Below are 13169 nucleotides of genomic sequence, written 5' to 3'. Positions count from 1 at the left end.
ACGACTGTTGCCGCACCGACGGGCTGCCCATTCACCAGTACCCAGGGAGGCCGATCGCCAATCGCGGACCGTTCGGCGCGCAATCGGCGATCGGGTGCGGTTCACCAGCCGCGCTCGCGCCACTTCCCGAGGTGGGGGCGCTCGGCGCCGAGGGTGGTGTCGTCACCGTGGCCGGGATAGACGACCGTGTCGTCGCCGTAGCGGTCGAAGACCTTGGTTTCGACGTCGGTGAGCAGTGATGCGAACTTGCCTTCGTCGGCGGTCTTGCCCACCCCGCCGGGAAAGAGGGAGTCGCCGGTGAAGAGGTGGACGCGTGTGCCGCCGGCCTCGGTGAGCGCGAGGGCGACGGAGCCGGGGGTGTGGCCTGCGAGATGGATCACGTCGAGGGTGACGTCGCCGACGGTGACCGTGTCACCGTCTTCGAGGAGACGGTCGGGCCGGACGGGCAGAGCGTCGGCGTCGAGTGGATGCGCGGCGGTCTCCACGCGGGTAGCGGTCGCGACGTCCTCGAGTGCCAGCCAGTGGTCGCCGTGCTGGTGGGTGGTGACGATCAGCTCGAGGGACGGAGCGTGTTCGGTGATCAGTTGGTTGACGCGGTCCGCCTCGTTGGCGGCGTCGATGAGGACGGATTTTCCGGTTGCGGAACAGACGACCAGGTACACGTTGTTGTCCATGGGGCCGACGGACATCTTCGTGATCGTGGCTCCCGGAACCGTCCGGCGCTGCGGCGCCGAACCGGGGGAGACGTGGCCGGTGTACGAGTCTTCTATCACCATGGGCTGCTCGGTCATGATGGGGAGGCTACCGTCGAATACAGGCAGGTGAGTGGCAGGGCGGCCATCCGTCCCACAGAACCTGTCGGTGCCCCGGCTTACCATGGCACGGCCAGAGGGCTCAGCGTTCATGCGCGCCCTCGGCTGTCGAACAATGAAGGGACTTGGAGTGGCGGATCGCCTTATCGTGCGGGGTGCCCGTGAGCACAATCTGCGAGGGGTCGATCTCGATCTGCCCCGCGACAGCCTGATCGTGTTCACCGGGCTGTCGGGCTCGGGCAAGTCGAGTCTGGCATTCGACACGATCTTCGCCGAGGGCCAGCGACGTTACGTCGAGTCGCTGTCGGCGTACGCGCGCCAATTCCTCGGCCAGATGGACAAGCCCGACGTCGACTTCATCGAAGGTCTGTCGCCGGCGGTGTCCATCGACCAGAAGTCGACCAACCGCAACCCGCGGTCGACGGTCGGCACCATCACGGAGGTATACGACTACCTCCGTCTGCTGTACGCCCGGGCGGGCACCGCCCACTGCCCGGTGTGTGGCGAGCAGATCGCGCGGCAGACGCCGCAGCAGATCGTCGACCAGGTCCTCGACATGGAGGAAGGCACCCGCTTCCAGGTGCTCGCTCCCGTCGTGCGGACCCGCAAGGGTGAATTCGTCGACCTGTTCGACCAGCTCAACATGCAGGGCTATTCGCGTGTGCGAGTCGACGGCGTGGTGCATCCGCTCTCCGATCCGCCCAAGCTCAAGAAGCAGGAGAAGCACGACATCGAGGTCGTCGTCGACCGCCTCACCGTCAAGGCCAGCTCCAAGCAGCGACTCACCGATTCCGTCGAGACCGCGCTGCGGTTGGCGGAGGGCATCGTCGTCCTCGACTTCGTCGACCGCGAAGAGAACGCCGCAGACCGGGAACGCCGATTCTCGGAGAAGCTGGCGTGTCCGAACGGCCACGCGCTCTCCATCGACGACCTCGAACCGCGGTCGTTCTCGTTCAACTCCCCGTACGGTGCCTGCCCCGAGTGCACCGGTCTCGGAATCCGTAAGGAGGTCGACCCCGACCTCGTTGTCCCCGACCCCGAGCTGTCCCTCGAGGACGGAGCCATCGCGCCGTGGTCGATGGGGCAGAGTTCCGAATACTTCGGCCGCCTGCTGTCCGGTCTCGGCGACATTCTCGGCTTCGACATGAAGACGCCGTGGAACAAGCTGCCCGCGAAGGCACGCCGCGCGATCCTCGAGGGCAGTGAGGAACAGGTCCACGTCCGGTACAAGAACCGGTACGGGCGTACTCGTTCCTACTACGCCGAGTTCGAGGGCGTCATGCCGTTCCTGCACCGCCGCCTCGAGCAGACCGAGTCGGACCAGATGAAGGAACGCTACGACGGCTACATGCGTGACACCCCCTGTCCCGCGTGTGGTGGTGCGCGGCTGCGCCCCGAGATCCTGTCGGTCACGATCGCGAGCGAAAAGTTCGGCATGAAGTCGATCGCCGAGGTCTGCGAACTCTCGATCTCCGATTGCGCCGACTTCCTGAACAGCCTCACGCTGGGCAGCCGCGAGGAGGCCATCGCCGGCCAGGTGCTCAAGGAGGTCCAGGCACGTCTCGGCTTCCTGCTCGACGTCGGCCTCGAATACCTGTCGCTCGCCCGCGCCGCCGGCACCTTGTCCGGTGGTGAGGCGCAGCGTATCCGCCTCGCCACCCAGATCGGCTCGGGCCTGGTGGGCGTCCTGTACGTGCTCGACGAGCCCTCGATCGGTCTGCATCAGCGCGACAACCGGCGTCTCATCGAGACCCTGACGCGCCTGCGCGACCTCGGGAACACGCTCATCGTGGTCGAACACGACGAAGACACCATCCGCACGTCCGACTGGGTGGTCGACATCGGACCGCTCGCAGGCGAGCACGGAGGCAAGGTCGTCCACAGCGGGCCGTACGAGGAACTGCTCGACTGCGAGGAATCCCTCACCGGCGCGTACCTGTCGGGCCGCAGTCACATCGAGATTCCGGCCATCCGCCGGCCGGTCGACCGCAAACGGCAGGTCACGGTCATCGGTGCGCGCGAACACAACCTCGGAGGCATCGACGTCAGCTTCCCGCTGGGCGTGCTCACCTCGGTCACCGGTGTGTCCGGGTCCGGTAAGTCGACGCTCGTCAACGACATCCTCGCGACCGTGATGGCGAACAAGCTCAACGGCGCCCGCCAGGTGCCGGGCAGGCACACCCGCATCAACGGGCTCGACCAGCTGGACAAGCTCGTCCAGGTCGACCAGTCGCCGATCGGCCGCACCCCGCGGTCCAACGCGGCCACCTACACCGGGGTGTTCGACAAGATCCGGACCCTGTTCGCCGCCACCACCGAGTCGAAGGTGCGCGGCTACCAGCCGGGCCGGTTCTCGTTCAACGTCAAGGGCGGCCGCTGCGAGGCCTGCTCCGGAGACGGCACGTTGAAGATCGAGATGAACTTCCTGCCCGACGTGTACGTGCCGTGCGAGGTCTGCCACGGCGCCCGGTACAACCGCGAGACGCTCGAGGTCCACTACAAGGGCAAGACCATCGCCGAGGTCCTGGACATGCCGATCGAGGAGGCCGCGGAGTTCTTCGAGCCCATCACCTCGATCCACCGCTACCTCAAGACCCTGGTCGAGGTCGGTCTCGGGTACGTGCGGCTCGGTCAGCCCGCGCCCACGCTGTCCGGTGGTGAGGCGCAGCGCGTGAAACTCGCCGCCGAACTGCAGAAACGTTCGACGGGCCGCACGGTGTACATCCTCGACGAGCCCACCACGGGTCTGCACTTCGAGGACATCCGCAAGCTGCTGGGGGTCGTCAACGGGTTGGTCGACAAGGGCAACACGGTGATCGTGATCGAGCACAACCTCGACGTGATCAAGACGTCCGACTGGGTGATCGACATGGGGCCCGAGGGCGGGTCCGGCGGCGGCACCGTCGTCGCGCAGGGCACCCCGGAGGAGGTGGCACAGGTTCCGGAGAGTTACACGGGTCGGTTCCTCGAAAACGTCCTCGAAGCGCCGGCGCCGCCCGCCGCGGCGAAGTCGAAGGCGGCCAAGTCGTCGTCGACGCGGAAGTCTGCGTCGGCGAAGAAGACTGCCGCGGCCGCCACGGCGACGCCGCGCAAGCGCGCGCCGAAGAAGGCCGCAGCAGTCGGCTGAGTTCGGTCAGTCCCTCGCGGCCGTGTCGATCGCGGTCGCGAGGTCTGCGGGCCGCGACCACATCGGCCAGTGGCCGGTCGGCAGATCGACGTAGTCGACCTTCGCGATCTGCGCGAGTTCGGCGGCCATCGGATGGCCCGCGCCGGCCATCTGCTGGATGACCTCCGACGGGAAACTGGTGCAGATCACCGTGGTCGGCACGTCCAGACGGCCGCTGTCGCGGAGTTCGAGCCTGTCCCTCGCGGGACCGGCCGGTTCCGGCACCGCGCGGCTGCGGAACGTCTCGAGCGCGACGTCGTCGAGTCCGTCGAGACTGCTGCCCTCGGCCTCGAGTTCGGACCACGACGGGAGCGGGATCTCGGTGACCGAAGCATCGAGATCGTCACGAAGTGCGGTGCCGTTCTGCAATGGTCCCGAGTCGACGTAGACGATGTGGGCCAGTCGGTCGGGCACCCGATCGCTCGCAGCGTAGGCCACCGGTCCCGCACCGCTGTGCGCGACGAGCACAACCCGCTCCGACGACGGTGTGTTCGCGACGACGTCCGCGATGGCGGAGATGTGATCGTCCAGTCGGATGCCGGCGCGATCGCTGTCCGCGGAGTGAAGTCCGGGCAAGGTCACCGCGGTGACGTGATGTCCTCGCCGGACCAGGTCGGAAGCCACTGCCTCCCAGGCCCATGCGCCGAGCCAGAATCCGGGAGCCAGGATGATGTGAGTGCCTGTGCTGTCGTGTGATTCGCTTGTCTGGGTCATGGGACAAGAGTGAACCCGTAACGGTGACATCTGCGTGTCACCGTATGTGTCACAGTCGTATAACGGAATCGGTCGGCGAGAATCGGGACTTTGCGGCGGTCGTTCGGCAGACTGCCCTCATGGACCGTCCAGCCCGCCTCCACGCCCTGACGGAAGAACTACGCCGCGCGGGGGACCGGGGCCGGACCGCGGAGCAGTTGGCGGCGCAGTTCGAGGTGACCGCCCGGACGATCAAGCGGGACGTCGCCGTGCTGCAGTCCTCGGGCGCCCCGATCCGGGCCACTGCCGGGCCGGGTGGGGGATACGGGATCATCGGGAGCGGCACGTTGCCGCCTGTGAATTTCACTCCCGCTCAAGCGGTTTCGGTGGCACTGGCCCTGACGGCGTTTCGCGATGCTCCGTTCGCGACCGACGGCCGCGCCGCGCTGGCCAAGCTGCTCGACGTGATGGATGCCGAGTCGCGGGAGCGGGTGGAGCGACTCGGTGTGAAGGTGTGGATCCGCCGCGATGCCGACACGGCGGGCGCGGAACCACGCATCCGCCGCGTCGTCGAAGACGGATTGCAGCGCGAACTGATGGTGTCGCTCCGATATGTGGACCGGGACGGCGAGCGCACCGAACGCGTCGTCGAACCGCACCTCCTCGCTCACACCAGGGGATCGTGGTTCCTCGTCGCGTGGTGCCTGAGCCGGGCGGGTGTGCGGTGGTTCCGGCTGGACCGGGTGTCCGACGCCACCCTCACCGGCCGGTCGTTCGTCCCACGCGATCCGAGCCTCTTCGGCGAACCGCCCGCCGATGCGCGCAGCGTGTTCGAACAGTGAATTCGATCAGAGCGCGCGGGCGGCTGCCACGGACCGGTTCAGCAACGAGACGAGAACCGACTCGTCGACATCGGCGAGCCTCTTGACGTAGAGGCAGCCCTTGCCGAGTGTGTGCTTACCGAGTGCGGCGAGTTCGGCCTCGTGCTCGGCGAAGTCGAGCGAGAGGTACAGGGTGAGCGCCGCGGCCCGGGGCGAGAAGCCGATCAGTGCAGTATCGCCCTCGTGTCCGCTGGCATACCTGTAGTGGCGGGAGCCGAACCCGACGATGCTCGTGCCCCACATCGCGGCGGGCTCTCCGCTCGCGGCGGTGAGCAACTCCACCAGTCGTGCGCTGTCGGCGCGCTTGACCGGGTCGGCGATCGTGCCGAGGAACTCGTCGACGCCGGCAGGCGTCCGCGCGGTCTTGTTGCGGCTCGCCATTCAGTACACGGGGCCGGTGTACTTCTCGCCCGGACCCTTGCCCGGCTCGTCCGGGTGCGAGGACGCTTCACGGAACGCGCGCTGCAGCGCCTGGAGGCCTTCGCGGATCGGTCCCGCGTGCGGTCCGAGGTACTCGATGGACGCGGTCACCAGGCCGGCGAGGGCGGTGATGACCCGGCGGGCCTCGTCGAGGTCGCGGTGGGGGCTGGCGTCGGGGTCGGCGTCGGACAGGCCGAGTTTCTCGGCTGCCGAACTCATGAGCATGACCGCGGCGCGGCTGATGACCTCGACCGAGGGGACGTCGGCCAGTTCCCGGACGTCGGTATTCTGGTCACCGCCGGTCGGGGTGCCGTCGTTCGGGGTGTCATCGATGTTGTCCGTCATGCCTTAGAGGATTCCACCAGGGCCCTGTGGCGCAACGTCCCGGTATCGATTAGCTCACGACGTGCGCAAATGTTACTCTTGACGCAACGACCGCCTTCGGATTTGTCGGGGGCAGCAAGTGGAGTCCGACTCCCACCTCTGCGCGGCAGGTAAAACTGCAGTTCAGTGGTCCGGTCGCTCGGTCCGAGGTTACTCGGGTTCGAGTTCCTCGAATGTGAGGAGATGAGGGATCGGCGTGAGCCGTGAGTTCGTCTGATCGGTCGACATCGGGCCCCGCATGGTGAGAGTCATTCACCGCCGCGGGGCTTTTTTGTTGGGAATCCGGGCGTACGGGCTGCTGGCGGTCTCGAGACAAGACCGTTCAACCTAGGAGGCCCCATCAGCACTGAGACCCGCATCAACGATCGCATCCGAGTTCCCGAGGTCCGCCTCGTCGGACCCGGAGGTGAACAGGTTGGCATCGTGCGTGTTGAAGATGCACTCCGCTTGGCCCTCGAGGCCGATCTCGACCTGGTCGAGGTGGCCCCCGACGCTCGCCCGCCGGTCTGCAAGATCATGGACTACGGCAAGTTCAAGTACGAGGCCGCGCAGAAGGCGCGTGAGTCGCGCAAGAACCAGCAGCTCACGGTCATCAAGGAGCAGAAGCTCCGCCCCAAGATCGACGATCACGACTACGAGACGAAGAAGCGGAACGTCGTGCGCTTCCTCGAAGCCGGATCCAAGGTCAAGGTCACGATCATGTTCCGCGGACGTGAGCAGTCGCGTCCGGAGCTCGGATTCCGGCTGCTGCAGCGTCTCGGTGCAGACGTCGCGGATCTCGGGTTCGTGGAGACGTCCGCCAAGCAGGACGGTCGAAACATGACGATGGTGCTCGCTCCGCACAAGGGCGCGAAGACCCGGGTGAAAGCGCAGGAAAGCGCCGCTGCGCCGCCGGCGCAGCGGGCAACTCCCGCGCCGGCCGCACCGGCACAGGCTCCGGCGGCACCTGCGGAGCAGGCGGGCGACAGTGCGCCCGGCGAAGCGCCGACCAGCTAGTCCGACTCCACCAGCACGACCCGGATCACGATCCGGATACAGAGAACTGAGGACTCCATGCCCAAGTCGAAGACCCACAGCGGCACCGCGAAGCGATTCAAGGTGTCCGGCAGCGGAAAGATCCTGCGCCAGAAGGCCGGTCGCCGCCACCTGCTCGAGCACAAGGCCACGAAGGTGACCCGTCGCCTCGATGGCGTGGCTGTCGTCAGCAAGGCTGACACTCCTCGCATCAAGCGCCTGCTCGACATCTGAGTCGACACCCTTTTACTGACCACCCGGGGCAGCTCACCGCCCCAAGATTGACAGGATTTTTCAGTGGCACGCGTAAAGAGGGCGGTAAACGCCCAGAAGAAGCGTCGTTCGATTCTCGAAGCCTCCAGCGGCTACCGCGGACAGCGCTCGCGCCTGTACCGCAAGGCGAAGGAACAGCAGCTCCACTCGCTGACCTACGCCTACCGTGACCGCCGCGCACGCAAGGGCGACTTCCGCAAGCTGTGGATCACGCGTATCAACGCTGCTGCACGGGCGAACGACATCACGTACAACCGCCTGATCCAGGGTCTGCGTCTGGCCGAGATCGAGGTCGACCGCAAGAACCTCGCCGAGCTGGCCGTGTCCGACGCGGCGGCATTCGCCGGCCTCGTGGCCCTCGCCAAGGCGGCGCTCCCGGCAGACGTGAACGCTCCGGCCGGAGAAGCGGCCTGAGTCTCGCAGCACCCCGGCCTTCAGAGCCCCGGCCTTCAGAGCCTCGGAAACGACCCGTGGACCCGCTCACCGAGCGCACCCCACGGGTCGTTTCTGCTGTCAAGCTGCTGCGCACCGCGGAACGCCGCAAGGTCGGGCGCTTCCTGGTGGAGGGCGAGAACTCCGTCGGCGAGGCACTCGACACCCGTCCCGTGCACGATCTCTTCTACACCGAGGACGCCGAGCAGCGGTACGCGAGGCTGATCGACCGGGCACACACCGCGGGTGTGCGGACGTCGCTGGTGACGGACCGCGCGGTCCGAGCGCTCAGCGACACGGTGACCCCGCCGGGTCTCGTCGCGGTGTGCGATCTCCTCGACGTTCCGCTGGCGGAGGCGATCGGCCCCGGAACCCGTCTGCTCGCGGTTCCGGTCGCGGTCGCGGAGCCCGGTAACGCGGGCACCGTCATCCGGGTCGCGGACGCGGTGGGCGCGGACGCGGCCATTCTCGCGGGCGACAGCGTCGACCCGCACAACGGCAAATGCGTCCGGGCGTCCGCCGGAAGCCTGTTCCACCTTCCGGTGGTGCGTGAGCGGGACACCGCGGCGGTACTCGACAGCATCAGCGCGGCGGGAATTCAGTTGCTCGCCACGGCGGCCGACGGCGAGGTCGATCTGGACGACGCCGACGAACTGCTGGCCCGCCCCACGGCGTGGTTGTTCGGCAACGAGGCCCACGGCCTCGACGCGGCCACCTCGGCGCGAGCCGATCACCGGGTGCGGATTCCGATCCACGGTCGAGCCGAGAGCCTCAACCTGGCGACCGCGGCGTCGATCTGCCTGTATTCGAGCGCGCGGGTCCAGAACCGCAAGCGAACCGACAGCTGAACCGGCGAAAATGGGATCGCATAGGATTTGACGGCGAGCTGTTTCGGTTTCGTCGAGAGTGTTGACTGAAAGAACTTAAGGAGTGGCACCGGTCGTGGCTAAAAAAGAGGGCGCTGCCTCCACGGGCGTCGAAGGCGGCGCGGTCGATGCGAGTGCGCTCACCGAAGACGCTCTGACTGCGGCAGCGGAGAGCGCAGAAAAGGCGTTCGCGTCGGTGGCGGATCTCGACGACCTGGCGAAGGCCAAGGTCGAGCACATGGGCGACAAGTCGCCGATCGCCCTAGCCCGCCGCGGACTCGGAGCCCTCCCGGGCAAGGAGAAGGCCGACGCAGGCAAGCGCGTGAACGTCGCCCGCACCCGGATCAGTGCGGCGTTCGACGAACGCCGCGCCGTCCTGCTCGCCGAGCGCGACGCGGCCGTCCTCGTGGCCGAGTCCATCGACGTGACCCTGCCGTCGCAGCGTCAGCCGGTGGGCGCCCGCCACCCGATCAGCATCATCTCCGAGCAGGTCGAGGACGTGTTCGTCGCGATGGGCTGGGAGGTCGCCGAGGGCCCGGAGGTGGAGACCGAGCACTTCAACTTCGATGCCCTCAACTTCCTGCCCGATCACCCCGCGCGGACGATGCAGGACACGTTCCACATCGCACCGGAGGGCTCGCGCCAGGTACTTCGCACGCACACGTCGCCGGTACAGGTGCGCACCATGCTCTCGCGCGAGGTGCCGATCTACGTGGTGTGCCCCGGGCGGACGTTCCGCACCGACGAACTCGACGCCACCCACACCCCGGTCTTCTCCCAGGTGGAGGGTCTCGCCGTCGACAAGGGCCTCACCATGGCCCACCTGCGCGGCACGCTCGACGCGTTCGCCCGCGCACTGTTCGGTCCCGAGACCCGTACCCGGATGCGCCCGAACTACTTTCCGTTCACGGAACCGTCCGCCGAGGTGGACGTCTGGTTCCCGAACAAGAAGGGCGGCGCGGGCTGGGTCGAGTGGGGCGGCTGCGGAATGGTCAACCCGAATGTGCTGCGCGCCTCCGGAATCGACCCCGACGTATACACCGGGTTCGCGTTCGGTATGGGGCTCGAGCGCACACTGCAGTTCCGGAACGGGATCCCGGACATGCGCGACATCGTCGAGGGCGACGTGCGGTTCACGCTGCCCTTCGGTGTCAAGGGCTGACCCCGCGTCACCCGAATCCCGCCCACCACAGTCACGACATCTTCACGAACGAGAGAGCTGAGCAGACGTGCGAGTAGCGCAATCCTGGCTGACCGAGATCCTGCAGCGTGCCACCCCGGACTGGGACGTCACCGCCGAGGAACTCGACGCAGGTTTCGTCCGGGTCGGGCTCGAGGTCGAGGAAGTCGACCGGCTCGAACCCGTCGACGGCCCCCTCGTGGTCGGCAAGGTTCTCGAGATCACCGAGCTCACCGAGTTCAAGAAGCCGATCCGCTTCTGCAAGGTTGATGTGGGGGCGGCCGAGCCGCAGGGCATCGTGTGCGGCGCCCGGAACTTCGCCGAGGGCGACCTCGTGGTGGTCGCACTCCCCGGCGCAGTGCTTCCCGGTGGTTTCGCCATCGCGTCCCGCAAGACGTACGGGCAGGTCTCCGACGGGATGATCTGTTCGGTGGCCGAACTCGGCATCGGCAAGGACCATTCGGGCATCCTCGTCCTCGAGCCGGGCACCGCGCTCCCCGGTGCGGACGCCAACGAGTTGATGGGCCTGAACGACACGGTCATCGAACTCAACATCACCCCGGACCGCGGCTACTGCTTCTCCGTCCGCGGGCTCACCCGTGAACTGGCGTGCGGGTTCGACCTGGACTTCGCCGACCCGGCGTCGGTGGCGCCGTACCCGGCGGAGGGGGAGGCCTGGCCGATCCGCGTCGAGCCGGAGTCGAAGGCGACGCGTTTCGCAGCCCGCCGCGTGACGGGTATCGATCCGAAGGCGGTCAGCCCGTGGTGGCTGCAGCGTCGGCTGCTGCTGTCGGGGGTCCGCCCGATCTCGCCTGCCGTCGACGTCACCAATTACGTTCTGCTCGAACTGGGCCAGCCGTTGCACGCGTTCGATGCCGCGAAGATCAGCGGTGAACTCGTCGTGCGCCGCGCGGTGGCGGGGGAGAAGGTGACCACTCTCGATGAGATCGAGCGCGTCCTCGACCCCGAGGACGTCGTGATCGCCGACGATTCGGGCGTCGTGTCGCTGGCCGGGATCATGGGTGGCGCGTCCACCGAGGTCGGGTCGGAAACCACCGACATCCTGCTCGAGGCGGCGACGTGGGATCCGCTCGCGGTGTTCAAGACCGCGCGCAGGCACAAGCTGACCAGCGAGGCCAGTAAGCGTTTCGAGCGGGTGGTCGACCCCGAGATCCCCGTCGCGGCACTGGACCGGGCGGCGGCGCTGCTCGTCGACATCGCCGGCGGGCGGGTAGAGCCGGCGCTCACCGACATCGGTGAGGTCACCCCGCACGAGCCCATCCACATGGACATCGACCTCCCCGACCGCGTGGCGGGCGTCGACTACCCCAACGGCACCGCTGCGCGCCGGCTGACGCAGATCGGCTGCAACGTCGAGGTCGGGGTCAGCGACAGCGGACACGGTCAGCTCGTCGCCGGCCCGCCGTCGTGGCGGCCCGACCTGGTGCAGCCCGCCGACCTGGTGGAGGAAGTTCTGCGCCTCGAGGGGCTCGAGAAGATTCCGTCGGTGCTGCCCGCAGCCCCCGCGGGCCGTGGGTTGACTCCTGCGCAGCGCCGCAAGCGCGCCGTCGGCCGTGCCCTGGCGTTCGCGGGATACGTCGAGATCCTTCCCCCCGTCTTCCTGCCCCCCGGGATCTTCGACACGTGGGGCCTGGACCCCGAGGATCCGCGCAGGAACACCAGTACCGTGCTGAACCCGCTCGAATCGGATCGGCCGGAACTGGCCACCACGTTGCTGCCCGGACTTCTCGAGGTTCTCGCCCGCAACGTCTCCCGCGGTCAGCGCGACCTGTCGCTGTTCGGCATCGCGCAGGTCGTGCTGCCCGGCGCCGACACCAAGCCGGTCGAGGCGCTGCCGGTGGATCGTCGCCCGACCGACGAACAGATCACGGCGCTGCTGCAGTCGTTGCCGGACCAGCCGGTGCACGTGGCGGTGGTGCTCACGGGGCAGCGTGAGCCGAGCGGCCCGTGGGGCGCGGGACGCGCAGCCGATGCCACCGACGCGTTCGCGGCGGCCCGGACGGTCGCTGCCGCGGTCGGTGTCGAGGTGGAGTTCCGGTCGACGCAGTACCTGCCGTGGCACCCGGGCCGCGGCGCGGAGCTGCTCGTGAACGGTGTCGTCGTCGGCCACGCGGGCGAGTTGCATCCCGCCGTGCTCGAGCGCGCCGGGCTGCCCCCGCGGACGAGTGCCGTGGAGATCGATCTGGACGCCCTGCCCCTGGTCGAGAATCTGCCCGCGCCGAAGGTCTCGCCCTTCCCGGCGGTCCTTCAGGACGTGGCGGTCGTGGTCGACACGGCGGTACCCGCCGCCGAGGTCCAGGCGGCCCTGCGGTCGGGTGGAGGAGAGCTTCTCGAGGACATCCGGCTGTTCGACGTATTCGAAGGTGAGCAGGTCGGGGAGGGCCGGAAGTCGCTGGCGTTCGCGCTGCGATTCCGCGGCGTCGACCGCACCCTGACCGAGGACGAGGCGAGCGCCGCCCGCGACGCCGCGGTGGCTGCGGCGTCCGCTGCTGTGGGTGCCGAACTACGCAGCTGACCCGTAGCCTGGGTTGAGGGGCCCGAGGCGGTGAGGAGCAGTGCGATGACCCAAGTGCGCGACGTCGTGGCGGCGGCGAGTCAGTTGACCGACGCCGAGTTCCTCGAGGTGGTGCGCGCGGTGGCCGCGGGTCGTCCGGGCCTCGGGGCGCTCCTCGCGGCGGTGGACGTGGGCGCGACGATTCCGGCGGAGGATCCGGTGACCGCGGAGATCGTGCCCCACATCGCGCCCGCTGTGCCCGAGCCGGACTACACGCCGGGCGGGGTCCCGACGTTCGACCGCGTGCGTGAGCGGATCGAGGGACGGTTCGGGACGGCGGTGGGCTCCTCCGAACTCGCGCACGACAGCCCGTCGGGGCAGTCGTTGGACGAGGCGTGGGAGAAGCGGGAGAAGGCGGGAAAGGCCAAGCTCGACGAGATTCGGCGGTCGCTCGGCAAGCAGTGACCACGCATTCCGTCCCGTCGAGAGACCGCGGTGTGTATTAGCTTGCATGATGATGCATAATCAATCGT

At 68.0% G+C, this 13169-nt stretch carries 13 protein-coding genes; 9 read left to right on the top strand and 4 right to left on the bottom strand.

Going from position 1 to position 13169, the window contains the following annotated elements; translation table 11 throughout:
* Positions 1-101: 101 nt before the first annotated feature.
* Positions 102-791 (bottom strand): MBL fold metallo-hydrolase, encoded by a 690-nt coding sequence (locus RHA1_RS04650; RefSeq protein WP_050787245.1) that lies wholly within the window; start codon positions 789-791, stop codon positions 102-104.
* A gap of 151 nt (positions 792-942) precedes the next feature.
* On the opposite strand from RHA1_RS04650, the gene uvrA reads away from it, so the two are divergent.
* On the top strand, positions 943-3939 hold the full coding sequence (uvrA, locus tag RHA1_RS04645; protein ID WP_029537405.1) for an excinuclease ABC subunit UvrA: 2997 nt from the start codon (positions 943-945) through the stop codon (positions 3937-3939).
* A 6-nt stretch (positions 3940-3945) separates the two neighbouring features.
* Here the strand turns inward: uvrA and RHA1_RS04640 are convergent, their stop codons facing one another.
* Entirely contained in the window at positions 3946-4692 is a 747-nt protein-coding gene (locus RHA1_RS04640) for an alpha/beta fold hydrolase (protein WP_029537407.1), read from the bottom strand.
* Between the two features lie 119 nt (positions 4693-4811).
* Here RHA1_RS04640 and RHA1_RS04635 point away from each other — a divergent pair, with 119 nt between their 5' ends.
* Positions 4812-5513 carry a helix-turn-helix transcriptional regulator gene (locus RHA1_RS04635; RefSeq protein ID WP_029537409.1) on the top strand — a complete coding sequence of 234 codons (702 nt, stop codon included), beginning with the start codon at positions 4812-4814 and terminating at the stop codon, positions 5511-5513.
* Between the two features lie 6 nt (positions 5514-5519).
* Here RHA1_RS04635 and RHA1_RS04630 read toward each other — a convergent pair whose 3' ends face one another.
* Together RHA1_RS04630 and RHA1_RS04625 are read right to left on the bottom strand one after the other, a co-directional pair.
* Positions 5520-5933 carry a DUF1801 domain-containing protein gene (locus RHA1_RS04630; RefSeq protein ID WP_011594151.1) on the bottom strand — a complete coding sequence of 138 codons (414 nt, stop codon included), beginning with the start codon at positions 5931-5933 and terminating at the stop codon, positions 5520-5522.
* Entirely contained in the window at positions 5934-6317 is a 384-nt protein-coding gene (locus RHA1_RS04625; RefSeq protein ID WP_011594150.1) for a DUF1844 domain-containing protein, read from the bottom strand. It lies immediately after the preceding gene.
* 378 nt (positions 6318-6695) lie between these two features.
* Here RHA1_RS04625 and infC point away from each other — a divergent pair, with 378 nt between their 5' ends.
* The 7 genes from infC (at position 6696) to RHA1_RS04590 (ending at position 13101) form a co-directional block, all read left to right on the top strand.
* Positions 6696-7352 carry a translation initiation factor IF-3 gene (infC, locus tag RHA1_RS04620; protein ID WP_080606194.1) on the top strand — a complete coding sequence of 219 codons (657 nt, stop codon included), beginning with the start codon at positions 6696-6698 and terminating at the stop codon, positions 7350-7352.
* A 57-nt stretch (positions 7353-7409) separates the two neighbouring features.
* Entirely contained in the window at positions 7410-7604 is a 195-nt protein-coding gene (gene rpmI, locus RHA1_RS04615; protein WP_005247390.1) for a 50S ribosomal protein L35, read from the top strand.
* Positions 7605-7667: 63 nt separating this feature from the next.
* Positions 7668-8057, top strand: coding sequence for a 50S ribosomal protein L20 (gene rplT / locus RHA1_RS04610; RefSeq protein WP_005247385.1), 390 nt, complete (start codon positions 7668-7670; stop codon positions 8055-8057).
* Positions 8058-8113: 56 nt separating this feature from the next.
* Positions 8114-8923, top strand: a complete 810-nt coding sequence (locus RHA1_RS04605) for a TrmH family RNA methyltransferase (RefSeq protein WP_011594147.1) — start codon at positions 8114-8116, stop codon at positions 8921-8923.
* Positions 8924-9017: 94 nt separating this feature from the next.
* The gene (gene pheS / locus RHA1_RS04600; protein ID WP_011594146.1) at positions 9018-10103 is read left to right on the top strand and encodes a phenylalanine--tRNA ligase subunit alpha; all 1086 of its coding nucleotides are present in this window, start codon (positions 9018-9020) and stop codon (positions 10101-10103) included.
* 67 nt (positions 10104-10170) lie between these two features.
* Positions 10171-12657, top strand: a complete 2487-nt coding sequence (gene pheT, locus RHA1_RS04595; protein WP_011594145.1) for a phenylalanine--tRNA ligase subunit beta — start codon at positions 10171-10173, stop codon at positions 12655-12657.
* A gap of 45 nt (positions 12658-12702) precedes the next feature.
* Positions 12703-13101, top strand: coding sequence for a hypothetical protein (locus tag RHA1_RS04590; protein ID WP_011594144.1), 399 nt, complete (start codon positions 12703-12705; stop codon positions 13099-13101).
* Positions 13102-13169 lie beyond the last annotated feature (68 nt).

Origin of the sequence: Rhodococcus jostii RHA1 (assembly GCF_000014565.1) — a bacterium.
Classification (GTDB): Bacteria; Actinomycetota; Actinomycetes; order Mycobacteriales; family Mycobacteriaceae; genus Rhodococcus_F; species Rhodococcus_F jostii_A.
This window is presented reverse-complemented; position numbering and strand designations above follow the sequence as displayed.

Coding starts and splice junctions, on each gene's coding strand:
- RHA1_RS04630 (WP_011594151.1), bottom strand. CDS start 5,933: ATGGCGAGCCGCAACAAGACCGCGCGGACGCCTGCCGGCGTCGACGAG.
- rpmI (WP_005247390.1), top strand. CDS start 7,410: ATGCCCAAGTCGAAGACCCACAGCGGCACCGCGAAGCGATTCAAGGTG.
- RHA1_RS04625 (WP_011594150.1), bottom strand. CDS start 6,317: ATGACGGACAACATCGATGACACCCCGAACGACGGCACCCCGACCGGC.
- RHA1_RS04650 (WP_050787245.1), bottom strand. CDS start 791: ATGACCGAGCAGCCCATGGTGATAGAAGACTCGTACACCGGCCACGTC.
- RHA1_RS04635 (WP_029537409.1), top strand. CDS start 4,812: ATGGACCGTCCAGCCCGCCTCCACGCCCTGACGGAAGAACTACGCCGC.
- RHA1_RS04590 (WP_011594144.1), top strand. CDS start 12,703: ATGACCCAAGTGCGCGACGTCGTGGCGGCGGCGAGTCAGTTGACCGAC.
- RHA1_RS04640 (WP_029537407.1), bottom strand. CDS start 4,692: ATGACCCAGACAAGCGAATCACACGACAGCACAGGCACTCACATCATC.